Raw genomic sequence first — 23692 nt, 5'->3', positions numbered from 1 at the left:
TGGCCGCGGCGACCGGATCGCACCATTCCGGACCTTCAGCCACCGTCTGGACGCCGACTTTCGGTCGCCAGTTTGAAGTGATCGCCCAGAGCGGACGTGACCGCCTCTCGCCGTGGCTCTGAGGGCACTGGCGCCGCTCAAATATGTCAAGCGCCCGCTCCGGAATTCATCAGTCGATCCCGACCTCAGGGGCCTATCGAGGGCTTCCGGAGCCATATGATGAAGCCTCAAGAACAACGATCCACAAGTTACTGGTGGAAAGTTTCGGAAAAACTTGGTATAACTCAAAAAAATGGGACGTTAGTTCTAAAATAAGAAGGCGTGGGTGATTGTTGAAGGGAGAGGACAATCATGACCAGCGCGCAATTGATTGAGGATCACCGGCCTAGTACAAGACATAGAGGGCGCATCATATTATATGCACTCCCGGCGTTGCTGCTTGCGGCTTGCTCCGGCCAGCAGTCCGGGGCCGGTCCCGCGACGGTCCAAGGCCAGGCGCCCGACGGCACCGTGGAGATGCATGAGGTCCAGGCAGCCTATATCGGCAGCGGCAGCGCTGGCGGCGGGACCCTGAATTTCCGCGGCCGGACCTATCCGTTCAAGGTCGGCGGCGTCGGCATCGGCGGCATCGGACTGTCGACGATCGAAGCCCGTGGCGAGGTCTATCAGTTGCAGAGCATCGAGCAGTTCCCCGGGACCTACGCCCAGGGCCGCTACGGCTTTGCCATCGGCACCGCGAGCGGCGGCGATCTCTGGCTCAAGAACGACAGCGGCGTCGTCATGCATCTCGTCGCCAAGCGCGAAGGGCTGATGCTGAGCCTCGGCGCCGACGCGATCGAAATCACCATGGGCCAATGATGGGAACGGCATGACGGCGGCGGCCTGACGCGGGGCCGAAGCGTGATCCGCTGGTTCAACGGCGGGCCGACAACAGGGAGGAAAGCCGAAATGGTGACGGCCTTCGCGGACGCCACCCAGCGGGCAAGGGCCATCGGCGCGGCCCTCGCGGCCCTGTGCTGCGTGGCCTCCGCACCCCCCGCCATGGCCCAGGACACGGCCGCACCGCCACCCGCCGGTACGGAGGCCGGGCCGTGGTTTGTCCGGATCACACCCTATGCCTGGCTGCCCTCGGTCAGTGGCAGCACCCGCGACTTCAGGCCCCGCGGAGAACGCGGCATCCCGTCGTTGTCGATCGACAAGGACTTCTCGGACATCCTGAGCGATCTCGATTTCGCCGGCATGATCGTCGGCACGGTCCGCTACGAGCGGATCGGCCTGCTTGTCGACCTCGACTACGTGTCCCTCAGCGTCGACGGCAACCTGCCAGGCGCCTTCAGGACCCGATATCACACCAACCTGGAAGCGCTTCTGGCCACCATCGGCGCCACCGCCAGGGTGGTCGACGACCCGAGATACAGCGTCGATCTCCTGGTCGGCGCCCGGATTGTGGGGCTGTGGCTGGACACCGACTTCAAGGGACAGGGCCGGCTCGGCCTGTCGCGCGGCTTCAGCAAAAGCGACACCATCATCGATGGCCTCGTCGGTGTCCGCGCCAGCGCGGAGCTCGGCGACGGTTTCTCGCTGATCGGCTACGCCGACATCGGCGCCGGCAACTCCGACCTCACCTGGCAGGTGCTCGGCGCCGTCGAGTACCGCTTCAACAACTCGGTCTCAGGTGCGGTCGGCTACCGCTACCTCGGCTACGATTTCGGCGACCACGCCCCCCTCGACGACCTCGCGCTCTACGGGCCGGTTCTCGGCGTCACCATCCGCTTCTGACCGCGGCTCAGCGAGCGCAACGCATTGGCATCTTCGATGATTTCGAATCCATCCATTTCAAGCGCAAAGGCGGATCTCGAACAGCCGGACATGATCTGGATCGCCGGCGGCAGTTTCCGGATGGGCTCCGATCGTCACTACCCTGAGGAGGCGCCTGCGCACGCCGTTCGGGTCGACGACTTCTGGATCGACCGGACACCCGTCACCAACCGGCGGTTCCGCGCCTTTGTCGATGCGACCCGCTACGTGACCTTCGCCGAGATCCCGCCGGATCCGAGGGACTACCCCGGCGCAAAGCCCGAGATGCTGAAGGCCGCTTCGCTCGTCTTCACGCCTCCGGCGCGTCCGGTCGACCTGCGCAACTGTTCGCAGTGGTGGGACTTCCGCAGCGGCGCGGATTGGCGTCACCCCCGTGGGCCCGGCAGCGGCATCGAGGGCCTCGACGACCAGCCGGTGGTTCATGTGGCCTACCAGGACGTCGTCGCCTATGCGGCCTGGGCCGGCAAGGACCTCCCCACCGAAGCCGAGTGGGAGTTCGCGGCCCGCGGCGGCCTCGACGGCGCGGAGTTCGCCTGGGGCGACGCGTTCACGCCCGGCGGCCGCCACATGGCGAACACCTGGCAGGGCGCGTTTCCCCACGAGAACCTGGAGGCCGATGGCTATCCCCGGACATCGCCGGTTGAGGCGTTCCCCGCGAACGGCTACGGCCTGCACGACATGATCGGCAATGTCTGGGAGTGGACGAGCGACTTCTGGGCCGACCGCCACCAGCCCGATGCGCCGAAGGCGTGCTGCGTGTCGCAGAACCCGCGCGGCGGCAAGCTGGAGGCGAGCTACGACCACGCCACGGCGCACTTCCGGATTCCGCGCCGTGTCGTCAAGGGCGGATCCCATCTCTGCGCCCCGAACTACTGCCGGCGCTATCGCCCGGCCGCGCGCCATGCCCAGCCGGTCGACACTTCCATGAGCCATATCGGCTTCCGCTGCGTGAAACGAGGGAGCGCCTCACCCGCCCCTTGATCTGTCGAACAGGAGGAACCAACCCATGGATCCGATCGATAGGACGCCCGAGACGGTCGACATCGACGGCAAGCACCCGCAGGGATCGACATCGGTAGCCGGAGTCAGCCGGCGGGAGCTGCTGCTTTCGGGCACGGCGCTGGCTGCGGCGGCCGGGGTGACAATGCCTTTCGCGGCGGCCGAGGCCCAGAACGCGCCGACGCCGGCGGCCCCGGGCGCGAAGCCCAACATCGTCGTCATCATGGGCGACGACATCGGCTGGTTCAACATCGGCGCCTACCATCGAGGCATGATGTCCGGGAAGACGCCCAACCTCGACAAGCTGGCATCCGAGGGCATGATGTTCACCGACTATTATGCGGAGGCGAGTTGCACCGCAGGTCGGGCGAGCTTCATCACCGGTGAGATCCCGTTGCGCACGGGCCTGACCACCGTGGGCCAGGCCGGCGCGGATGTCGGCATGCCGGACAAGGCCGCAACCATCGCCGCCGCCCTCAAGGTCCAGGGGTATGCCACCGGCCAGTTCGGCAAGAACCATCTCGGCGATCTGAACAAGTATCTGCCGACGCTGCACGGATTTGATGAGTTCTTCGGATACCTGTACCACCTCGACGCGATGTCGGATCCCTACTGGTACTCGTTCCCGAATGATCAGGCCTATCGCGACAAGGTCGGCCCGCGCAACTTGCTGCACTGCTGGGCGACGGACACCGACGATACGACCGAGCAGCCGCGCTGGGGCAAGATCGGCAAGCAGAGGATCGTCGATGAAGGTCCGCTGGCCCCATACCCGGATATGTCGAACGTGCCGAACATGCACGACATCACGCCCAAGGCCAAATACGACATGGGGACCATCGATGAAGTGCTGGTCAAGGCTTCGACCGACTTCATCGACAAGGCCAAGGCGGACGGCAAGCCGTTCTTCGTTTGGCACAACACGACACGCATGCATGTGTGGACGTTCCTGTCGCCGAAGTATCAGGCCCTCATGAACAGCGAGAGCAACTTCGGCCTCGAGGAAGCCGGCATGGCGCAGCTGGATGACAGCGTCGGCGCCATCCTGAAGCACCTGGAGGATATCGGCGAGGCCGACAACACCATCGTCATCTTCACCACCGACAACGGGGCGGAGGTGTTCACCTGGCCCGATGGCGGCATGACACCGTTCAAGGGCACCAAGGGAACCGTGATGGAGGGCGGCTTCCGCGCTCCGGCGATCATCCGCTGGCCGGGCAAGGTCAAGCCTGGCACGGTTGAGAACGGCATCTTCTCCGCCCTCGACTGGTTCCCCACCCTCGTGGCGGCCGCCGGGAATCCCGACATCACCGACCAGCTCCTGAAAGGCGTGCAGCTCGGTGACCGGAGCTACAAGAACCACCTGGACGGCTACAACCAGCTGGACCTGCTGCTGGGCAAGGCGCCGTCCGCGCGCCGTGAGTTCTTCTATTTCGGCGGCCCGCAGCTGGGTGCCGTGCGCATCGACGACTTCAAATTCCAGTTCTATCAGCAGCCCGAAGGATGGCCCGGTCCGAAGGTGACGACGGACATGCCGACGATGGTCAACATTCGCCAGGATCCGTTCGAACGGACGCCGTCGATCAGTGGCCAGACCCTCAACGATCTCGGCGGTGGCTATATGAACGACTTCTATGCCCGCGAGTTCTGGCGCTTCGTCTCGGTTCAGGAGGTGGTCAAGAACCTCGCCCTCACGGCGATCGACTACCCCCCGATGCAGGACCCGGCCTCCTTCAACCTGGATGCCGTCAAGAAGCAGGTCGACGCGGCGATCAAGAGCATGCCCGGCAACTAGCCGGCCACGAAACGACGGGTAGTCATCAGGCTGCCCATCCCTTTCTGGTCGCGACGAATTCCTCTCTGGATGTATCTGGTATTGGGAGGCAGAACATGGCAGTCCTGTTCCGAACAGTTGTTGTTGTCGCCGGCGTCTTCATCGTGGGCGGATGCTCGAGCGACCGTGTTGTCGTCGAGGACATCAATCCGCTTTACTCGAGTGCTGAATTCTTCGCCGCTGCGGACGGGCGAGATCTACGGACCACGGTCCTGGGAAATCCGTTCGGAACCCCCGGCTTCGATCAAGCGGTGACCGCACTCATGACGGGCACCCCGGTCGGACCGAAGACCCGCTTTACGACCACCCCAGGCCCCTCCGCGAACCGCGACTATTCCGTCACCGTTGTCTTCAATCCCTCACCCGACATCCTGGCGGTCGATCTCTGCAACGTTCAGTCGCTTCCAACCGCGGCGACGAAGCGGCCGATCGTGGCCAGGGCGGCATTCTGCGCGGCAGGCGGGGAGGCCTCGGCGGTATCCGGGTATCTCGATCAGGCGACCGGCCCCGCGGACCCAAAGTTTACGGCCCTCATCCGGGACATGACGCTGCAATTGTTTCCCAGATGATTTTCTTCATCCCGGCTGAGGCCGTGGGCGCCGCGCCGGTGGCGCGGGCGACATCGCCGGCGGCCGTGCCACGCAGTCCGGCGCGCACCCGGGATCACGGACAGACAAAGCTTTCAATAAAGGGAGATCTTCGATGCTGCTTATCAGGTCATGGGCGCATGCATTGTCTTCTGTTGCGGTTCTTGTGGCGATCGGCGCCTCGCCGGTCATGGCCCAGAATGCCGCGCAGCCGTTCTCCGCACAGGAGGTCCAGAGCATCGCGGTCGATGCGTATATCTACTTTTACCCGCTGGTGACGATGGACGTGACCCGAAAGCAGCTCACCAATGTCAAGCCGGGAGCTGCGTCGATCGGTGGTCCGATGAACCAGTTCAACAACATCCCCGCATTTCCGACCGCCGACATGAAGGCGGTGGTTCGGCCCAACTTCGATACGCTCTATTCCTCCGGCTGGCTTGATCTCACGACGGAGCCGATGGTCGTCTCGGTGCCGGACACAGGGGGGCGCTACTACCTGCTGCCCATGCTCGACATGTGGACCGACGTCTTCGCGTCGCCCGGCTGGCGCACCACGGGAACGCAGGCCGCCACCTACCTCGTGGCGCCGCCCGGCTGGCGGGACGATCTGCGCGATACGCTCGCCCAGGAGTTAGGACTGCCGGAGGGCACGCAGCGCATCGACGCGCCGACCCCCTATGTCTGGATCATCGGTCGCACCAAGACGGACGGGCCGCCGGACTACGACGCTGTCCACAAGATCCAGGCGGGCTACGAGATCACGCCGCTCTCCGGATGGGGCAAGCCGGCGAAGACGGTCGAGTTCACGCCCGATCCGAGCATCGACATGAAGACGCCGCCGAAGATCCAGGTCGACACCATGCCGGCGGACAAGTACTTCACCTATGCGACCGAGTTGCTCAAGCTGCACCCGCCGCATATCACCGACGAGCCGATCATTGCCCAGATGAGGCGCATGGGCATCGAACCCGGGAAGAGCTTCGATTTCGACAATGCCTCTCCGGCGGTGAAGTCGGCGCTCGAAGCAGCGCCGAAGGCAGCGCAACAACTGATGGCCTGGAAGGTCCCGACCCTCGCTCGGGTGGCGAACCATTGGTCGGTCAACACCGATACGATGGGCGTCTACGGCAACTACTATCTCAAGCGTGCCATCGTCTCGCAGCTGGGCCTGGGAGCCAACCTGCCGGAGGACGCGATCTACCCGCTGAACCTCGGCGACGAAGACGGCAGGCCACTTGAGGGTTCGAACAAATACACGGTCACGTTCGACGAGAACTCTGTGCCGCCGGTCAACGCCTTCTGGTCCATCACGCTCTACGATCCGGAAGGCTTCCAGGTTGCGAACAGTCTCAATCGTTTCGCCGTCAGCAGCTGGATGCCGTTTCAAACCAATCCGGACGGGTCGCTGACCCTCTATATCCAGAACGAGAGCCCCGGCAAGGACGGCGAAGCCAACTGGCTTCCCGCACCGAAGGGACAATTCAACCTGACCATGCGCCTCTATGCCCCAAAGTCCGAGGCTCTTACCGGCAAATGGAATCCGCCGCCGGTGACACGAGTGCAGGGGTTTTCAAGCCTGACTGCCCAATGAGGGCCCGTATCGTGAGTCTCGACAACCGGTGTGGCGCAGCGAGCAGGCCGCCGGGAGGTTAAGGAGGAAGGCCGTGAAGTCGTCGCTTGCTTCAGCCGCCGTCAGCCGTCGGGCCCTGCTCTCCACGACGGCGGCGCTTGCATGCCTGCCTGCCTTGCTCTCCACGACGGCGGCGCGGGCGCAGGCGGCGGCCGGCGCGCTCCCGTCCTGGAACGATGGGCCGGCGAAACAGGCGATTCTCGACTTCGTGCGTGCCGCTACGGACTCGGCCGGCCCGGACCACGTGCCGGCCGCGGACCGGATCGCCACCTTCGACCAGGACGGCACCCTGTGGACCGAGCATCCCCTGTATGCGCAGGCGATGTTCGCGCTCGACCGGCTCCGGATCCTGGCCGCAGATCATCCGCCATGGGAGACGCAGGAGCCGTTCAGGTCGATCCTGTCCCGCGATGCCGAACTGGGTTCGCTCACAGAAAAGGATTGGACCGAGATCATCGGCGTCACCCATGCCGGCATGAGCAGCGACGCGTTCTCGGAGATCGTGGCGCGGTGGCTGCAGGCGGCAAGGCACCCCCGCTTCAACCGGCCCTACACCGAACTCGTCTACCAGCCGATGCTCGAGCTGATGGACCATCTGCGCGCCAATGGGTTCCGCACCTATATCGTGACGGGCGGAGGGCAGGAATTCGTCCGCGCCTATGCGCAGCGCGTCTATGGCATCCCGCCGGAGCAGGTCATCGGATCAAGCATCGTCACCAGGTATGAGACCCAGGGCGGCGTGCCCGTGCTGATGCGGATGCCGAAGCCGTTCTTCATCGACGACGGCGACGGCAAGGCGATCGGGATCAACCTGTTCATCGGCAGGAGGCCCATTGCGGCCTTCGGCAATTCCGACGGCGACCGCGAGATGCTCGAATGGACCGGTGCCGGCAGCGGCGCCCGGCTGAAGATGCTGGTCCATCATGACGACGAGGATCGCGAATATGCGTACGGACCCGCCGGCGGCCTGCAAGGGACCAGGGTCGGCGGCTTCTCCGACTCGTTGATGAGCGAGGCGAAGACGCGTGGCTGGACCGTGATCAGCATGAAGAAGGACTGGAAGCGGGTGTTCGCCTTCGAGTAGCGGGCCAACGCGCACGAGGCTGTCCTCAAAGCTCGACGCGTCACATCTGCAACAGCCTGCCCAGGGGGCGAACGCAGCCGCCTCTCACCCGATCGTCTTCGTCATCTCGACCCAGGTCGGCTTGTCGTAGCCGGGATGGGCGTGCAACGCGCCCTCGGTGAAGCCGAGCGACGCGAAGAAGCGGCGGTTGCCGTCCAGCGCCAGGCGGACGCCGAGCGTCAGCCGCGCGCCGCCCAGCCGCCGCGCCTGCGCCTCGGCCGCCGCCATCAGCGCCCGGCCGACGCCGTCGCGGCGGTGCTCGTGGGCCACCGCGACCCGGCCGACATAGATGTCGCCGCCCTCGCGCCGCTGCAGGAACAGGCAGCCGACCAGGGCGTCACCAGCTTCGGCCACCAGCCCGTGCTCGCGGCCCAGCAGCGCGCCGATGCTCTCGGCCGTCTCGTTCACCGCGCTGGGCGGCGGGTCGAGCCGGTCGAGATAGTCCGCGAAGGCGCCGCGGATCAGCGCCACCACCGCCGCGATCTCGGCCGGGTCGCCGCGCATCGGCCGGACTGTCACGGCCCAGCCGCCGCCCTGCCCTGTCTTCGCCATGGAAAAGCCCCGAGTCGCCTGCCCCATTATGCAGTGCCAGAATGCAGCCGGCGGAGACAGTCCCGCCCACGGCAGACTCGAAGGGGGAGACCATGACTCATCGCATGACAGCGGGCGTCGCGACCTTGGCCGCACTGCTTGCGGCGACGCCGGCCTGGGCCCAGAGCAGCAATCGCGGCCTGCAGACCGTGACCGACGGCGCCAAGGTCACCGGCCACATGACCATCGACTTCAACTCGCGCAGCGTCCGGAACACCAACGGCCTCGACGTCTACACCATCGAGGCCCTGACGGTGGCGGACCTGATGGCCTATGCCGGCTCGGCCCAGCGCAAGCCGGAGGACACGATCACCTACAGCCTGCGGATCGACGTCAACAACCCGGCGAACCCAAGCCAGATCGCCAAGGAAGTGGCGATCCTGCGCGGTGAGACGCCGATCGACGAGGGCGGGCGCTACCAGCCGGAATCCGGCAATCTGCGGCTCGACATCGTCAAGGGCCAGCAGTCCAGCGGCAAGTTCGGCGGCGTCATCCAGGGCCGCGAGGTCACCCGCTGGTGGGAGCTGGGCGAGCAGATCAACCGTGCCTCCAAGGCGGCGGACAAGCTGTATTCCCGCACCGTCAACGGCAAAGTGGTGACGATTCAGGTCAAGAACCCGGATCCGCTGGCCTTCCAGGGGCTGGTGCTGGCGCCGGGCCCGTTCTCGTTCCTGCCGCAGACCCGGGTCTCCGGCAACCTCGACTATGACTACGAGCTCGGCAACTGGCTGACCGACAACAACGGCATCAACTTCCAGTACGCCATCGGCAACCAGGCCTACACCGACAAGGTCACCGGCTCGATCCGCTATGTCGAGGAAGAGGGCAACTTCACCGATGCCAAGGGCCAGAGCCGCAACTACACCGGCTATTACGACTACAACCTGCGGTTCAACGAGCCGGTGGTGAAGCCCGAGGAAGCCTTCTTCGGCGGGGAGAACAACGACGCCGATGTCGACGCCTTCTTCGGCACGGTGGAGCAAGACCAAGCCGGCATCTATGGCCGTGTCTACTACCTCGACAGCGAGGATGGCTGCCGCCGCGAGAAGAACGAATCCGGCCAGCTGGAATGCATCGGCCCGACCAAGTCGGAGGTGTATTGGGACCTGAAGCCGGTGAAGCTGACCTACAGCCAGCTCGGCAACTGGTTCAAGCTCGAACCGCTGATGATCGGGCCGTTCAACGACGAGTAAGCCTCGCCTCCGGCGGCATCCCCCTCACCCTCCCGGCCCAAGCGGGCCGGGCCCCTCCCTCTCCCCGGGGAGAGGGGCTTTCACCTCTCCCCCGGGGAGAGCTCGAAATCGCGGAGCGATTTCGGGTGAGGGGGCGGCGCCGGCCCCTCCAGTCAGGCGCCTTCCCTACCCCGGCAGCCCCCCGGCGTCATGCCCATGCCCGCCATGCTGCTCGTCGCCGGCCGAGGACACCTCGACCTCGCGGAACCGGACCCGGTTCTGGCGCGCCACGGTGGCCCGGCGCAGCTCGTCCAGCCGGGTCTCCGGCATCGCGATCGGCCCGATCAGGATGTTCGGGGCCGATTGGTCGCGCGTGGTCAGCCCGACCGTGCCCAGCCCCAGCACCAGCCATTGCAGCGGCCGTGACAGCGAGAAGTCGCGCACCCGGAACAGCTCCACCTCCTCGCGCTTCCGCACCAGCAGGCCGGAGCGGATGATCAGCCGCTCGCTCGTGAGCTCGTAGCTGGTCAGCCAGCGCCAGCCGGTCCAGACGACCGCCAGGATGACCGGCGCTGCGGCCGGCACCGGCCCGCCGACCATGCCGAGCAGCACCGCCAGCACGATGGCGATCACCCAGACGTAAAACGACGCGCGCAACGCGGTGCGGATCTTCCAGATCACGGTCTCGCCGGCGGCCCCCGCCGCGGCGTCCTGGGTGGTGTCGGCCATCTTCGGTCCCCCTTGGCTGATGCCGGAGCGAAGGGTACGGTCGAACGGCACGGCCGTCCATCCGCGTCCGCCGGCACAGGAGAGACGATGAGCTGGCAACCGACCCGCGACCCCGCCGTCGGCGAGACGCCCTGCCCCTTCATCGAGACCGTGGTGATCCCGCGCACCGCCGATATCGGCGGCTTCGAGGTGCGGCGGGCCGTGCCGTCGATGCAGAAACGCTCGGTCGGCCCCTTTGTCTTCGTCGACGAGATGGGCCCGACGCTGTTCGGTGCCGGCGAGGGCGTCGACGTGCCGCCCCACCCGCATATCGGCCTGGCCACCGTGACCTATCTGTTCGCCGGCGAGCAGACCCATCTCGACAGCCTGGGCACCCGCCAGTTGATCCGCCCCGGCGACGTCAACTGGATGACGGCCGGCAGCGGCATCGCCCATTCCGAGCGCACGCCGCCGGCCCTGCGCGCCACCGGGTCGACCCTGTTCGGAGTGCAGACCTGGGTCGCCCTGCCGGCCCCCTATGAAGAGGTGGCGCCCAGTTTCGCCCATCACGGCGTCGATGACCTGCCGGTGATCGAGGACGCCGGCAAATCCGTGCGGCTGATCGTCGGCTCGGCCTATGGCGCCCGCTCGCCCGTCGCGACCTTCTCTGAGACGCTGTATCTCGATGCGGCGCTGCAGGCCGGCGCGGTGCTGCCGCTGCCGGCGGAGCATGAGGAGCGCGCGGTCTATGTCGTTTCCGGCCGGGTTCGGATCGGCGACGACGACTTCCCGCCGCAGCGCCTGCTGGTGCTGCGGCCCGGCGACATGGTCGAGGTCGAGGCGCTGGAGGAGACCCGCCTGCTGGTGTTCGGCGGCGAGCCGCTCGACGGCCCGCGCAAGCTGTGGTGGAACTTCGTCGCCCGCAGCCGCGAGCGTATCGAGCAAGCCAAGGAAGACTGGCGCGAGGGCCGCTTCGGCACCATCCCGGACGAGACGGAGAGGTTGCCGCTGCCGGAAAGGTGAGCGCGCCTCGGCCGTGTTGGGTTCGCTCGCCGTGAACCCAACATCGTGCGGCTCCCCGACCTACGTCCCAGGCGAATCCTGCGCCAGATGCTCCACCAGCCGCCTCGCATGCACCGGCAGCGCGTCTAGGGACCGGACGCAGATCGACAGGCGGCGCAGCGCCCAGGGATCGGACAGCGGCACCGCCCGGATCGCCATGCTGCGGCGGCAGCGCCGCGCCGCGGTCTCCGGCACCACCGCCAGGCCGACGCCCTGCTCCACCATCCGGCACACCGCATCGAAGCCGCCGAGCCGGACCCGCAGCTTGAGTGGCCGGCCGGCCCGGGCAGCGTGGCGGACGAGATGGTCCTGCAGCGCGCTGCCGGGGCTCAAGCCGACGAAATCCTCGCCCAGCACCTCGGCGAAGGCGATCCGACGCCGGACCGCCAGCGGGTGGCCACGCGGCACCGCCAGCACCAGCCGGTCGATCCGGAACGGGATCCGTTCAAGCCCCTCGAGCCCGCCGCCCTCGGCCATGTCCGCGACGATGCCAAGATCGGCCAGCCCGGAGGCCACCGCCTCGACGATGGCGTGGCTCGGCCGCTCCTCCAGGTCGATGTCGATGCGCGGATGGGCGGCCAGCCACTCGGCCAGCGGCTCCGGCAGGAACTCGGTCACCGCCGCGGTGTTGCCGAGGATGCGAACATGGCCCTTGAGGCCGCCGGCGTAGTCGCCGAGCTCGCCGCGCATCCGCTCCATCTGCTGCAGCACCAGCCGGGCGTGGTGCAGCACCGCCTCGCCCGCCGGGGTCGGGACCACGCCGCGCCGGCCGCGGTGCAGCAGCGCCGTGCCGACCGCCGCCTCCATGCCGCGGATGCGGGCGCTGGCCGAGGCCAGGGCCAAGGCCGCCCGCTCCGCCCCGGCGGTGATACTGCCGGCTTCGGCGACATGCAGGAACAGGCGCAGATCGGTCAGATCGAAGCGCATTGACGGCCTCCCGGGCTCGGCCAGCCTTCGTCCTGGCCGAAGGCTGGGTCAGGGAGTCCCACATTGTCGCTGAAGCGCGGTCCGGGCAAGCTCCGGCCATGACCGATCCGCTGCTTCTCCTCGTCGCTTCCACCTTCCTGCTCGCCGGCTTCGTCAAGGGCATGGTCGGGCTCGGCCTGCCAACCGTGGCGATGGGGCTGCTCGGCCTGGCCATGGCGCCGGCCCAGGCGGCGGCGCTGCTGGTGGTGCCGTCGCTGGCGACCAATCTCTGGCAGCTTTTCGCCGGGCCGCGCTTCGGCGGGCTGCTGCGCCGGCTGTGGCCGATGATGGCCGGGATCTCTCTCGGCACCTGGGCCGGGGCCGGCCTGCTGACCGGAGCCGGCGCCGAAAGCGCCACCATCGCGCTCGGCGCGGCGCTGGTGCTCTATGCCGCGATCGGCCTGGCCGGGCTGCGCTTCTCCGTCCCGGCCCGGGCGGAGCGCTGGTGGTCCGCCCCGGTCGGCGCCGCCACCGGCCTGGTCACCGCCGCCACCGGGGTCTTCGTGATCCCGGCGGTGCCGTTCCTGCAGGCGCTCGGCCTGGAGAAGGAGGATCTGGTGCAGGCGCTGGGCCTGTCCTTCACCGTCTCGACCCTGGCGCTGGCCGCCGGGCTGGCGCGCGACGGCGCCTTCCCGCTGACCGTCGCCGGCACTTCGCTGCTGGCGCTGGCCCCGGCGCTGCTGGGCATGGCCGCCGGCCAGTGGTTGCGGCTCAGGGTGCGGCCGGAGGTGTTCCGGCGCTGGTTCTTCCTCGGCCTCTTTCTGCTCGGCCTCGACCTGGCGCTGCGGCCGCTGCTGTAAGCTACCGATACAGATCCAGCCTCAAGGCATAGAAGCAGCCGAACGGGTCGTCGTAGGTGTGTGAGATGGCACGTCCTCCGGCGTCGAGGGCGAAGTCGAGAGTGCAGAACCAATGGTCAGTCCTGGCCGGATTCCAGCTGCCGTCGGCCGGGGTGGTGATGGTCTCGTTGTAGCTGTGCAGCCATCCGCCACGGCCGAAAAACGAGCCGTTGACAGTCTGCGTTTGCAACGTCGGCGTGTAAAAGCCGGGGCTCTCCGTCTGCCGGGACTGCACGAACGTGACGTGACGTAGCCCGTCCTGGCGGATGGAGTCCCTGGCCGGTTTGCCGAACAGGCCGACCAGCGACTCCCGGGGCATGCCGATGAAGCCGTCCAGCTTTTCGCTGACCAGATCGTCCTTGCTCGCGGCACAGGCGGCGAGCAACGACACGCCGAGGAAGGCAAGGCCCGGTCGGAGGCGAGGCATCTCTATCGATCCTGAGTGGAGCTGACCCGACAGTCACCTCTATAAATTGATTATGAAAAATTGCAACATGAAAATCTGCACAATCAAAAAGAGAAAACTTCGCTACTCCGGCGCGACGCAGCCGTCGCCGGCATAGGCGTAGCTGGCAACGCGGCCGGCTGGATCGAAGTAGAAGGTGGTCAGGCAGCGCCGGTCGACCGCATAGGGCGGCACGTACTGGTCGTCATAGACCGTCCGCGTCTCCTTGTAGCGGTGCTTGTCGCCGTCATCGTCGCGATAGGTGCCGCGGACGACCTCGGTGCGCGGCACGCTGTTGACGTAGCCGCCGCCCCGCTCCACCCAGGACAGGTTGAACTGGGCGTAGCGCCGCCCATCCTCGGTCCGACCCTCATAGATCGGCGGGCCGTAGCGGACGATCAGCTGGTCCTTCGGCTGGCCTTTCAGCTGGTCGAGCCCCTTGCGGAACCCGGCTTCGGTGGCGCAGGCGGCGAGCAGCGCGGCGCCGGCTACGAGCATCTTCAGGGTGCGGAAGCGCGCGATCATCCCGGTCTCTGACGTCTGTGTCGGTCCATCGCACCACCCCGGCATGGCAGGACGGAGGCAAAGGCGGCCGGGGTCACAGCGGCAGGTTGTCGTGCTTCTTCCAGGGGTTCTCGAGCTTCTTGTCGGCCAGCATCGCCAGGGCCTTGCAGATCCGCCGGCGGGTGTTGTGCGGCATGATCACGTCGTCAACATAGCCGCGCGCCGCGGCGACGAAGGGGTTGGCGAATTTCTGGCGGTATTCCTCGGTCCGCGTCGCGATCTTCTCGGCGTCGCCGAGATCGGCCCGGAAGATGATCTCGACAGCGCCCTTCGGGCCCATCACCGCGATCTCCGCGGTCGGCCAGGCGTAGTTGACGTCGCCGCGCAAATGTTTCGACGCCATCACGTCATAGGCCCCGCCATAGGCCTTGCGGGTGATCACCGTGACCTTCGGTACCGTCGCCTCGGCATAGGCGAACAACAGCTTGGCGCCGTGCTTGATGATGCCGCCGTACTCCTGGCTGGTGCCGGGCAGGAATCCCGGCACGTCGACGAAGGTGACGATCGGGATGTTGAAGGCATCGCAGAAGCGGACGAAGCGGGCCGCCTTGCGGCTGGAATCGATGTCCAGACAGCCGGCCAGCACCATCGGCTGGTTGGCGACGATGCCGACGGTGCGGCCTTGCATCCGCGCCATGCCGATGATGATGTTGCCGGCGAAGGCGGGCTGCAGCTCGAAGAAATCGCCCTCGTCCACCACCTTCCCGATCAGCTCCTTCATGTCGTAGGGCTTGTTCGGGTTGGCCGGGATCAGCGTGTCCAGCGACATCTCCGGCCGGTCGGCCGGGTCCTCGGTCGGGCGGATCGGCGCCGGGGCCCGGTTCGAGGATGGCAGGAAGCCGACGAAGTCGCGCAGGCGCAGCAGCGCCTCGACATCGTCCTCGAAGGCCAGGTCGGCGACGCCCGACTTGGCGGTGTGGGTAACGGCGCCGCCGAGATCCTCGGCCGACACCACCTCATGCGTCACCGTCTTCACCACGTCCGGGCCGGTGACGAACATGTAGGAGCTGTCCTTCACCATGAAGATGAAGTCGGTCATCGCCGGCGAATAGACGGCGCCGCCGGCGCAGGGCCCCATGATCAGCGAGATCTGCGGCACCACGCCGGAGGCCAGGACGTTGCGCTGGAACACCTCGGCATAGCCGCCGAGCGAGGCCACGCCCTCCTGGATCCGGGCGCCGCCCGAATCGTTCAGGCCGATCACCGGGGCGCCGACCTTCATCGCCTGGTTCATGACCTTGCAGATCTTCTCGGCATGCGCCTCGGACAGCGAGCCGCCGAACACCGTGAAGTCCTGGCTGAAGACGAAGACCAGCTTGCCATCGACCGTGCCGAAGCCGGTGACCACGCCGTCGCCCGGCACCTTCTGCTCGTCCATGCCGAAATCCGCCGAGCGGTGCTCGACGAACATGTCCCATTCCTCGAAGGAGCCGGGGTCGAGGAAGACCTCGAGCCGCTCGCGCGCCGTCAGCTTGCCCTTCGAATGCTGGGCCTCGACCCGCTTCCTGCCGCCGCCGAGGCGCGCCGCCGCTCGCTTGGTCTCGAGCACCTCAAGGATCTCGCGCATTCTCCCCCCGCGGATGTCCGCAAAGCGTCATCCGCCTGCAATAGCACGCGGCGGGAGGATGGGCGAGATCGGGCCTTGCCAGCCGCTAGGCCTTAGGTCCTGATATCGTCTGACGTTCCCGCGAAGGACCAGCCATGAAGATCGACCCGATGATCGCCGGCTTCGCCGACGAGCTGACCGAATGGCGCCGGGACATCCACGCCCATCCCGAGCTGGGCTTCGAGGAGCATCGCACCAGCTCCCTGGTGGCGGAGCGGCTGCGCGCCTTTGGCTGCGAAGTGGCGACCGGGGTCGGCAAGACCGGCGTGGTCGGCACGCTCAGGGTCGGCAACAATCCGCGGGCGATCGCGCTGCGCGCCGATATGGACGCACTGCCGATGCAGGAGGCGAACGGCTTCGGCCACCGGTCGCAGACCGCCAACACCATGCATGCCTGCGGCCATGACGGCCACACCACCATGCTGCTGGGCGCCGCCCGCTACCTGGCCGCGACGCGGAACTTCGACGGCACGGTGCATTTCATCTTCCAGCCGGCCGAGGAGGGCCGCGGCGGGGCGCAGGCGATGATCGCCGACGGGCTGTTCCAGCAGTTCCCCTGCGAGGCCGTGTTCGGCATGCACAATTTCCACACGCTGGACGCCGGCCGGGTCATGGTCCGCCCCGGCCCGACCATGTCCGGCGGCGGCATCTTCGACATCGAGATCACCGGCCGCGGTGCCCATGGCGCGCTGCCGGAGACGGGAATCGACCCGGTGCTGATCGCGGCGCATGTGGTGACGGCACTGCAGAGCGTGGTGGCCCGCAACGTCGCCGCCCTCGATGCGGCCGTGGTCAGCGTCACCCAGATCCATGCCGGCGACGCTTACAACGTGATCCCCGACACCGCCGTGCTGCGCGGCACCTTCCGCGCGCTGCGGATGGAGGTGCTGGAGGCGCTGAAGGCCCGGATCGAGGCGCTCGCCCGCGACGTCGCCGCCGCCTTCGGCGGCCGGGCCGAGCCGAAGGTGCAGATCAAGGTCATCCCGGTGATCAACGACGACTCCGAGACGGCCTGGGTCACCGAGGCCGCGGCGGAAGCGATGGGCGCCGATGCGGTCGATGGCAACGGCGCCATCGTCATGGCGTCGGAGGATTTCGCCTACATGCTGGCAGAGAAGCCGGGCGCCTTCCTGTTCATCGGCAACGGCCGCGGCAGCGTGCCGGTGCACAACCCGCGCTACGATTTCAACGACGAGATCCTGCCGGTCGGCGCCACGCTGTGGTCCCGGCTGGTGGAGACACGGCTGAAGAAGGCGGGGTGATCAAGCCCCGGCCAGTTCGGCCAGCCGGGCCGCGGCCTGCAGCTCGGCCTTGAGCGCCGTGCGCCGGGCCGTGGCCTCGGCATCCTCGCCCCAGCGCTCGATCTGGAAGCTGGCGTCGAGCTCGGCCAGCTCGAAGGCTTCGTCGGCGTCGATCCGGCCGGCCAGGAGGGCCAGGCCGAGCACCAGCGATCCGGTCAGCGCCGTCGCCTGGTGCAGCGCCGTCAGCCGCCAGTCGTCCTGCGCCGCTACCGCCGCGCGCAGCGCCGCCAGGCTGGCCTCCGGCTGCGCCTGGTGGACGATGCCGGAAGTCGCGGTCAGCGGCGCGTCATGGGCGGTCATCGCCCAGTCGAGCAGCGGCTGCCAGCTGGCGGCCTGCCGCTCGACCAGCGCCGCCGGCGCCTCGGCCCGGTAGCACAGCAGGTCGGTGCCGCCATAGGGGGCGATGGTGTCGATGATCATCTGCCGATTCGGCGCCACCTTGTCGATCGCCGTCGCCGCCAGCTGCATCAGCGGCATGGCGGACGGCACCACCTCCCCAGCCTGCGCCCGCCACTCCGCCGCCACCGCCTCGGCCAAGGCGCGGCTGGGCAGGACCAGAGCGGCCTTGGCCGGGCTCTTGATCGGCTTGCCGTCGAGGACGACGGCAAATCCGTCGCCCGCCGGCACCACACCCACCACCTTGTAGAAGCGCTTCATCATCCGGCCCCGTTGCTCTCCGCCCGCGCCGATATCGGCAATCGTGGCCGCGGATGCAACCCGCAGCTTCCGTCGCCGCCGCGGGAATGCTACCGCGAAGCCACGATGCAGCTCGACCTGACCAACACCTCGATCATCCTCGCCGTCGCCCTGGCGGTGACGGCGGCCATGCTGGTGATGGACCGCCGCAAGCCGCCGCCGGGCGAGGTGCGGCTGTTCCCGGTGATCCCGGTGATGATGGTGGCGGCGCTGGTGGTGATCCTGATGCTGGCGCATCTCGTCTCGCTGCTCACCGGCCAGCCGTTCCAGGGCCGCAGCGGGTTCTGATCCGCCGCGACCCCGGAAAGACGGCTACTGCCCGTTCCAGGGCGTCAGCGCCTCGATCTTCAGCTTGCGCTGCTCCGCCGCCGGCAGCTTGTAGTCGCCCTTGTACGGCGCCGATTCGAAGGAGCCGTAGGTCGGGTTGGCGATCGCGATCCAGTCGCGGCCCCAATGGTCCTTGGCCGCCTCGAACGCCTTCTGCCGCTCCTCCAGCGTGCCCTTATAGGCATCGCTGAAGTCGCCGAAATTGTCGCCGACCAGCAGCAGGATCCGATAGTCCTTGGCGATCACGGCGCGGCGTGTGCCCTTGGCCGAGCCCCAGTCCGGCTGCTCCTTGGCGCTGAGGAAGGTGTCGACATTGTCGCCCATCGGGAAGCCGAGCGCCTTCATGTGCTCGACCGTCGGCCCCTCCTCCTCCTTGGTGCGGTTGGTGACGTAGAACACCTTCACGCCCTTGGAGGCGGCATATTGGGTGAACTCGACCGCGCCGGGGATCGCGGTGTCGATCTTGGCGTTGACGTATTTGGTCCAGGTCTTGGGGTCGAAGCCGGAACCCTCGGCCACGTTGCGGGCCTGGTACGCCGAGGTGTTCAGGAGCGTGTCGTCGACGTCCAGCACCACCGCCGGCGGGAAAGACTTGAAGTCGCCGGTCTGCTCGGCCGGCGCCGCGGTGCGGGACGGGTCGGCCAGCGCTTCGTCCAGACGCAGCCGGGCCAGGGCATAGGCGCCGATCGCGTTGGCCTGCGCCTCGACCGAGGTCTGGTCCCACAGCACCGCGTTGAGGTTGTCGTCCGGGCCGGGGCCCTGCTGCGCCTGGGCCGCGCTCGCGGCAGCCATCATCGCCAGGCCCGAAGCCCAACCGAATCGCATCATCCGAAGCCTCCGTTTGTTACAATTTCGTGACGGCATTTGAGCAGCGTCGGCCTTGCTGCCGCAACCCCGTTCAGGCCGGATGTCACGCGCCGCCGCGCCGTGTTAGGACTGCGGAGCGCGACGAAGGGGAGGACCGATGTACACGCTCTACGCCCAGCCCAGCACCGGCTCGACGCTCAGCGAGATCATGCTGACCCTCGCCGGCGTGCCCTTCGCCATCAAGTCGGTCGACATCTTCGACAACCCGGCCGACCGCGAGATGCTGCAGCGCCTGAACCCGCTGACCCAGGTGCCGGTGCTGATCCTGCCCGACGGCACGGTGATGACTGAGAGCGGCGCGATCACCCTGCATCTGGCCGATGTGGCGCCGCAGGCCGGGCTGGCCCCGCCGGCCGACCATCCGGACCGGCCGGCCTTCCTGCGCCGCCTGGTGTTCATCGTCGCCGCGCTGTACCCGACCTGGGCCTATGGCGACGACCCCGGCCGCTGGGTTACCGGCGACCAGGCGAAGGCCGAGCTGCGCGCGTCGACCGACGAGCACCGCAAGGTGCTGTGGCGGCAGATGGAGGCCGCGGCGGGCGCCCCCTGGTTCCTGGGCCAGACCCGCTCCGCCCTCGACATCTACGTCGCGGTGATGAACCACTGGCGGCCGCGCAGCGAGTGGTTCGCCGCCGAATGCCCCAAGCTGTCGGCGATCGCCAGCCGGTTGCGCGCCGAGCCGGAGCTGGCCGAAGTCTGGCAACGAAACGAAGGCTGATCCGTTCCCCCCGATCCCGACTCTTTCGAGCGAGGGCCATGACGTGAAGAAGCTGATCAACAATCCCCGCCATGTCCTGCGCGAGATGCTGGAAGGGTTCGTCGACCTGCATTCCGGCCTGGCCCTCCTGGAGGAGGAGGCCGTGGTGGTCCGGGCCGACCTGCCGGTGCCGGCCTCGCGCCCCATCGCCCTGCTGTCCGGCGGCGGCAGCGGGCACGAGCCGGCCCATGCCGGCTATGTCGGCCCCGGCCTGCTGGCGGGCGCCATCGCCGGCGACGTCTTCACCTCGCCCAGCGTCGATGCCGTGCTGGCCGGCATCCGCGCCGCCGCCGGCCCGCTGGGCGCGGTGCTGGTGGTCAAGAACTACACCGGCGACCGGCTGAACTTCGGCCTGGCCGCCGAGCTGGCGCAGGAGGAGGGCATCCCGGTCGAGATCGTGGTGGTGGCCGACGACGTGGCGCTGCGCGATACGGTCGAGCCGGCGCGCCGCCGCGGCATCGCCGGCACCGTGCTGATCCACAAGCTGGCCGGTGCCACGATTGCCGCCGGCAGGACGCTGGCCGAGGTCGCCGCCATCGTCCGCGCCGCCGCCGCCGACCTGGGCACCATGGGGGTGGCGCTGGGCGCCTGTATCGTGCCGACCGCCGGCAAGCCCGGCTTCACGCTGGGCGACAGCGAGATCGAGCTGGGCCTCGGCATCCATGGCGAGGCCGGGGTGCGGCGCGGACCGCTGCAGCCGGCCGACGAGCTGGTGGCCGAGATGCTGCAGGCGATCGTGTCCGACCGCGGCCTCGCCCGCGGCGACCGGGTGGCGCTGCTGATCAACGGCCTCGGCGCCACGCCGCCGATGGAGCTGTCGATCGTCGCCCGCGCCGCCCTGGCCGACCTGGCGGTGCGCGGCATCGCGGTGGAGCGGGCCTGGGCCGGCAATTTCCTGACCGCGCTGGACATGCCCGGCTGCTCGCTGAGCCTGCTGAAGCTGGACGACGAGCGGATCGCCCTGCTCGACGCGCCAGCCCAGGCCCCGGCCTGGCCGGGCGGCGGCAAGATCGGGCCGAAGCGGCGGATCCGCGCGCCGGAGCCGGCACCGGTAGCGCAGGACGACGCCCCTCCCTCGCCGCTTGCCCCGGCGCTGCAGGAAGCCGGGCTGGTGGTGGCCGACGCGCTGGTCAAGGCCGAGCCGCATCTGACCGACCTCGATGCCCGCGCCGGCGACGGCGATCTCGGCGCCAGCATGGTGCGGGCGGCGGAGGCGATCCGGGCCCTGCCCGACGCCGCCTGGGCCGACCCGTCACGGGCGCTGGCATCGGTCGGCGACGCGCTGCGCCGGGCGATCGGCGGCAGCTCCGGCCCGTTCTACGCCACCGCCCTGCTGCGCGCATCGCGGCGGCTGGCCGGCGATGCCACCCCGGCCCCGGCCGCCTGGGCCGAGGCCTTCACGGTCGCGGTGCAGGCGATCGGCGAGCTGGGCGGCGCCAAGCCGGGCGACCGGACCATGCTGGACGCGCTGCATCCGGCGACGGAGGCGTTCTCAGCGGCGGTGGCCAGCGGCAAGTCCCCGGCCGAGGCCTGGGGCGTCTGCGTCGCCGCGGCGGCCGCCGGCACCGACGCCACGGCGCGGATGTTGCCGCGGTTGGGCCGGGCGAGTTATCTCGGAGAACGCGCCATCGGCCTCCCCGACGCCGGCGCCGCCGCCGTCCTGGTCTGGCTGGAGGCGCTGAAGGCGGTCGTGCGGTAGGGTCGGTTCCCGGCCCCCTCACCCTCCCATTCGCCAGCGCGAATGGGCCCCTCCCTCTCCCCGAGGAGAGGGGAAAAATGGAGCTGGGCTCATTCACCTCTCCTTGGGGAGAGGTCGAAATCGCGTCTGCGATTTCGGGTGAGGGGGTGGCTCCGGCCCCGCCTGTCTCGCATCAGTGCGGAACCAGCCCGCCGGCCCTCTCGATGAACGCGGCGATCTCGGCCACGCCGTCGCCGCTGCGCACCCGGGCGAAGACGAAGGGGCGGTCGCCGCGCATCTTGCGGGAATCCCGGTCCATCACCTCGAGCGAAGCGCCGACCAGGGGCGCCAGGTCGGTCTTGTTGATCACCAGCAGGTCCGACCGGGTGATGCCCGGGCCGCCCTTGCGCGGGATCTTGTCGCCGGCCGAAACGTCGATGACGTAGATGGTGATGTCCGCCAGCTCCGGGCTGAAAGTGGCGGCCAGGTTGTCGCCGCCGGATTCGATCAGCACCAGGTCGAGGCCCGGGAAGCGGCGCCGCATCTCGGCCACCGCCGCCAGGTTGATCGAGGCGTCCTCGCGGATCGCGGTGTGCGGGCAGCCGCCGGTCTCCACCCCCAGGATGCGGTCCGAGGACAGCGACCCGGCGCGGTTCAGGAACTCCGCATCCTCCTTGGTGTAGATGTCGTTGGTGATGGCCGCGATGTCGTAGCGGTCGCGGAAGGCCTTGCAGAGCGCGTCCATCAGCGCCGTCTTGCCGGAGCCGACGGGGCCGCCGATGCCGACGCGGAGCGGACCGTTCTGGGTTCGGGTCATGTGCGGAACAACCTCGTATACTGGGTCTCGTGCTGCATCGATGCGATGTCGGCGGCGACGGCCAAGCCGCCGCACTGGCTGAAGGGGTCACCGTCCGGCAGGGCCGCCGCCCGGGCCGCGGCCGTCTCCACCGCCGACATCAGCGCGGCGATGGCGCGCTGGCCGTCGGTCTGGCCCAGCGGCACCAGGCGCTGCGCAGCCGACACCAGGTTGGCAGCGACGGCGTGCAGGAAGGCGGTCAGCGACGGCGTCAGGGCGATGCCGTGGCTGGCGGCACAGGCGGCGACCGCGACCGGATAGGCGACGGTCTCGCCGACGCGCGCAGCCAGCCGCTCCAGCCCCGGCACCGGCCAGGCGGCGCGGGAGATCGTCAGGAAGGCGGTGCCCTGGGCCATCGTCTCGACCTGCCGCTCGCGCGAGGCCGCCAGGGCCGCGGCGAGGTCGGTGACCTCCACCAGCCGGTCGTCGTCGCCGGACGCGGCGGCGCGGTGGGCGTGGGCGAACAGCACGGCGTCATTCCAGCCGGCGCCGGAAGCCAGCGCATCCTCGATCCAGACGATCAGCCCCGGCCGGTCGACCACCCAGCCCGCCTCGTTCGCCCATTCCAGGCCGCTGGAATGGCTGAAGGCACCGACCGGATAGGACGGCGACAGCCAGGCCATCAGCCGGTACAGCGCCCCGTCAGCCATGGTGGTGCCCATGGACCGCACCATGGCCGTAGGCACCGCCCTCGGGATCGAACGGCGCCTCGATGGCGGTGACCGTGCCGCCGAGGCCGCGCACCATCTCCTCGACTACATGGTCGGTGCGGATGCGCAGCGCGTCGGGCAGCAGTTGGGTCGGCAGATGCCGGTTGCCGAGATGCCAGGCGATGCGGATCAGCTCCGCCTGGCTGCCGGCGCGGATCTCGACCAGCCGCTCCGGCGCCGCCGAGACCAGGATCAGACCGCCCTCCTCGCCCTTGAGTGCGTCGCCATGGCGCAGATGCGCCGCCTCGGACAGGTCGAGCAGCACCACGGTCCCGGCCTCGCCGTAGAGAACGATGCGGCGGCGGTGGCGGGAATCGTAGTCGAGCACGACCCGGTCGAAGACGGCGGCGGGGTCGAAACCCCCGGCCGGCACGACGGCGGTGAAGCGCTTCATGGCCGGCCTCGAACCGCAGCGTAGGTTGGGTTCGCCAAAGGCGAACCCAACACTCGGGTTGCGTCACCGGCATGTTGGGTTCGCATCCGCGAACCCAACCTACGAACCTTCCCCCTTCTGTCATGCCCGGGCTTGACCCGGACATCCAGGGGCGGCCAGAGC

At 68.4% G+C, this 23692-nt stretch carries 25 protein-coding genes; 14 read left to right on the top strand and 11 right to left on the bottom strand.

The features are described 5' to 3' along the window. Positions 1-351: 351 nt before the first annotated feature. The 7 genes from FFK22_RS21490 (at position 352) to FFK22_RS21460 (ending at position 7952) form a co-directional block, all read left to right on the top strand. The gene (locus FFK22_RS21490; protein WP_138888395.1) at positions 352-858 is read left to right on the top strand and encodes a hypothetical protein; all 507 of its coding nucleotides are present in this window, start codon (positions 352-354) and stop codon (positions 856-858) included. Positions 859-948: 90 nt separating this feature from the next. After that, positions 949-1779: a hypothetical protein gene (locus FFK22_RS21485; protein ID WP_138888396.1), complete on the top strand. Its 831-nt coding sequence runs from the start codon at positions 949-951 to the stop codon at positions 1777-1779. A gap of 90 nt (positions 1780-1869) precedes the next feature. Then, complete coding sequence (locus tag FFK22_RS21480) at positions 1870-2799, top strand: formylglycine-generating enzyme family protein (RefSeq protein WP_143956854.1); 930 nt, start codon at positions 1870-1872, stop codon at positions 2797-2799. 25 nt (positions 2800-2824) lie between these two features. Continuing rightward, entirely contained in the window at positions 2825-4612 is a 1788-nt protein-coding gene (locus FFK22_RS21475; RefSeq protein ID WP_221938756.1) for an arylsulfatase, read from the top strand. A gap of 95 nt (positions 4613-4707) precedes the next feature. Next, positions 4708-5220, top strand: a complete 513-nt coding sequence (locus FFK22_RS21470; protein ID WP_138888398.1) for a hypothetical protein — start codon at positions 4708-4710, stop codon at positions 5218-5220. Positions 5221-5353: 133 nt separating this feature from the next. Next, positions 5354-6829 carry a DUF1254 domain-containing protein gene (locus FFK22_RS21465; RefSeq protein WP_306770147.1) on the top strand — a complete coding sequence of 492 codons (1476 nt, stop codon included), beginning with the start codon at positions 5354-5356 and terminating at the stop codon, positions 6827-6829. A 73-nt stretch (positions 6830-6902) separates the two neighbouring features. Further along, on the top strand, positions 6903-7952 hold the full coding sequence (locus tag FFK22_RS21460) for an HAD family phosphatase (protein WP_138888464.1): 1050 nt from the start codon (positions 6903-6905) through the stop codon (positions 7950-7952). 84 nt (positions 7953-8036) lie between these two features. On the opposite strand, the gene FFK22_RS21455 is transcribed toward FFK22_RS21460, so the two are convergent. After that, on the bottom strand, positions 8037-8543 hold the full coding sequence (locus FFK22_RS21455; protein ID WP_186002568.1) for a GNAT family N-acetyltransferase: 507 nt from the start codon (positions 8541-8543) through the stop codon (positions 8037-8039). Positions 8544-8647: 104 nt separating this feature from the next. Here FFK22_RS21455 and FFK22_RS21450 point away from each other — a divergent pair, with 104 nt between their 5' ends. Next, a complete protein-coding gene (locus FFK22_RS21450; RefSeq protein ID WP_221938755.1) occupies positions 8648-9775 on the top strand; it encodes a hypothetical protein in 1128 nt (375 codons plus the stop codon). A 165-nt stretch (positions 9776-9940) separates the two neighbouring features. Here the strand turns inward: FFK22_RS21450 and FFK22_RS21445 are convergent, their stop codons facing one another. Continuing rightward, on the bottom strand, positions 9941-10483 hold the full coding sequence (locus FFK22_RS21445) for a PH domain-containing protein (protein WP_138888401.1): 543 nt from the start codon (positions 10481-10483) through the stop codon (positions 9941-9943). 87 nt (positions 10484-10570) lie between these two features. Between FFK22_RS21445 and FFK22_RS21440 the strand changes: the two genes are divergently transcribed. Next, on the top strand, positions 10571-11485 hold the full coding sequence (locus tag FFK22_RS21440) for a pirin family protein (protein WP_138888402.1): 915 nt from the start codon (positions 10571-10573) through the stop codon (positions 11483-11485). 60 nt (positions 11486-11545) lie between these two features. On the opposite strand, the gene FFK22_RS21435 is transcribed toward FFK22_RS21440, so the two are convergent. After that, a complete protein-coding gene (locus tag FFK22_RS21435) occupies positions 11546-12451 on the bottom strand; it encodes a LysR substrate-binding domain-containing protein (RefSeq protein ID WP_138888403.1) in 906 nt (301 codons plus the stop codon). 98 nt (positions 12452-12549) lie between these two features. Here FFK22_RS21435 and FFK22_RS21430 point away from each other — a divergent pair, with 98 nt between their 5' ends. Beyond that, positions 12550-13290 carry a sulfite exporter TauE/SafE family protein gene (locus tag FFK22_RS21430; protein ID WP_138888404.1) on the top strand — a complete coding sequence of 247 codons (741 nt, stop codon included), beginning with the start codon at positions 12550-12552 and terminating at the stop codon, positions 13288-13290. A 1-nt stretch (position 13291) separates the two neighbouring features. Here FFK22_RS21430 and FFK22_RS21425 read toward each other — a convergent pair whose 3' ends face one another. From FFK22_RS21425 to FFK22_RS21415, 3 genes are all read right to left on the bottom strand, one after another. Then, positions 13292-13756, bottom strand: coding sequence for a hypothetical protein (locus FFK22_RS21425; protein WP_138888405.1), 465 nt, complete (start codon positions 13754-13756; stop codon positions 13292-13294). Between the two features lie 102 nt (positions 13757-13858). Continuing rightward, entirely contained in the window at positions 13859-14299 is a 441-nt protein-coding gene (locus FFK22_RS21420) for a hypothetical protein (RefSeq protein WP_138888406.1), read from the bottom strand. 73 nt (positions 14300-14372) lie between these two features. After that, a complete protein-coding gene (locus tag FFK22_RS21415; RefSeq protein WP_138888407.1) occupies positions 14373-15905 on the bottom strand; it encodes an acyl-CoA carboxylase subunit beta in 1533 nt (510 codons plus the stop codon). Positions 15906-16039: 134 nt separating this feature from the next. Here FFK22_RS21415 and FFK22_RS21410 point away from each other — a divergent pair, with 134 nt between their 5' ends. Further along, on the top strand, positions 16040-17206 hold the full coding sequence (locus FFK22_RS21410; protein WP_138888408.1) for a M20 aminoacylase family protein: 1167 nt from the start codon (positions 16040-16042) through the stop codon (positions 17204-17206). Here the strand turns inward: FFK22_RS21410 and FFK22_RS21405 are convergent, their stop codons facing one another. Beyond that, on the bottom strand, positions 17207-17905 hold the full coding sequence (locus FFK22_RS21405; RefSeq protein ID WP_221938754.1) for an ATP12 family chaperone protein: 699 nt from the start codon (positions 17903-17905) through the stop codon (positions 17207-17209). A 102-nt stretch (positions 17906-18007) separates the two neighbouring features. Here FFK22_RS21405 and FFK22_RS21400 point away from each other — a divergent pair, with 102 nt between their 5' ends. Continuing rightward, positions 18008-18229 carry a hypothetical protein gene (locus FFK22_RS21400; RefSeq protein ID WP_138888409.1) on the top strand — a complete coding sequence of 74 codons (222 nt, stop codon included), beginning with the start codon at positions 18008-18010 and terminating at the stop codon, positions 18227-18229. Positions 18230-18253: 24 nt separating this feature from the next. Here the strand turns inward: FFK22_RS21400 and FFK22_RS21395 are convergent, their stop codons facing one another. Then, a complete protein-coding gene (locus FFK22_RS21395; protein WP_138888410.1) occupies positions 18254-19096 on the bottom strand; it encodes a 5'-nucleotidase, lipoprotein e(P4) family in 843 nt (280 codons plus the stop codon). 136 nt (positions 19097-19232) lie between these two features. Here FFK22_RS21395 and FFK22_RS21390 point away from each other — a divergent pair, with 136 nt between their 5' ends. After that, positions 19233-19853 (top strand): glutathione S-transferase family protein, encoded by a 621-nt coding sequence (locus tag FFK22_RS21390; protein WP_138888411.1) that lies wholly within the window; start codon positions 19233-19235, stop codon positions 19851-19853. Positions 19854-19896: 43 nt separating this feature from the next. Further along, positions 19897-21591 carry a dihydroxyacetone kinase family protein gene (locus FFK22_RS21385; protein ID WP_138888412.1) on the top strand — a complete coding sequence of 565 codons (1695 nt, stop codon included), beginning with the start codon at positions 19897-19899 and terminating at the stop codon, positions 21589-21591. Between the two features lie 172 nt (positions 21592-21763). Here FFK22_RS21385 and ureG read toward each other — a convergent pair whose 3' ends face one another. Genes ureG through FFK22_RS21370 form a run of 3 tightly spaced genes read right to left on the bottom strand, consistent with a single transcriptional unit; the run spans position 21764 to position 23530 of the window. Next, positions 21764-22387 carry an urease accessory protein UreG gene (ureG, locus tag FFK22_RS21380; RefSeq protein ID WP_138888413.1) on the bottom strand — a complete coding sequence of 208 codons (624 nt, stop codon included), beginning with the start codon at positions 22385-22387 and terminating at the stop codon, positions 21764-21766. Further along, on the bottom strand, positions 22384-23100 hold the full coding sequence (locus FFK22_RS21375) for an urease accessory protein UreF (RefSeq protein WP_221938753.1): 717 nt from the start codon (positions 23098-23100) through the stop codon (positions 22384-22386). The genes ureG and FFK22_RS21375 overlap by 4 nt, the downstream gene beginning before the upstream one ends. After that, on the bottom strand, positions 23069-23530 hold the full coding sequence (locus tag FFK22_RS21370) for an urease accessory protein UreE (RefSeq protein ID WP_138888414.1): 462 nt from the start codon (positions 23528-23530) through the stop codon (positions 23069-23071). Before FFK22_RS21370 ends, FFK22_RS21375 begins: the two co-directional genes overlap by 32 nt. Positions 23531-23692 lie beyond the last annotated feature (162 nt).

It is taken from the genome of Mycobacterium sp. KBS0706, assembly GCF_005938675.2.
GTDB lineage: Bacteria > Pseudomonadota > Alphaproteobacteria > DSM-16000 > Inquilinaceae > Inquilinus.
This window is presented reverse-complemented; position numbering and strand designations above follow the sequence as displayed.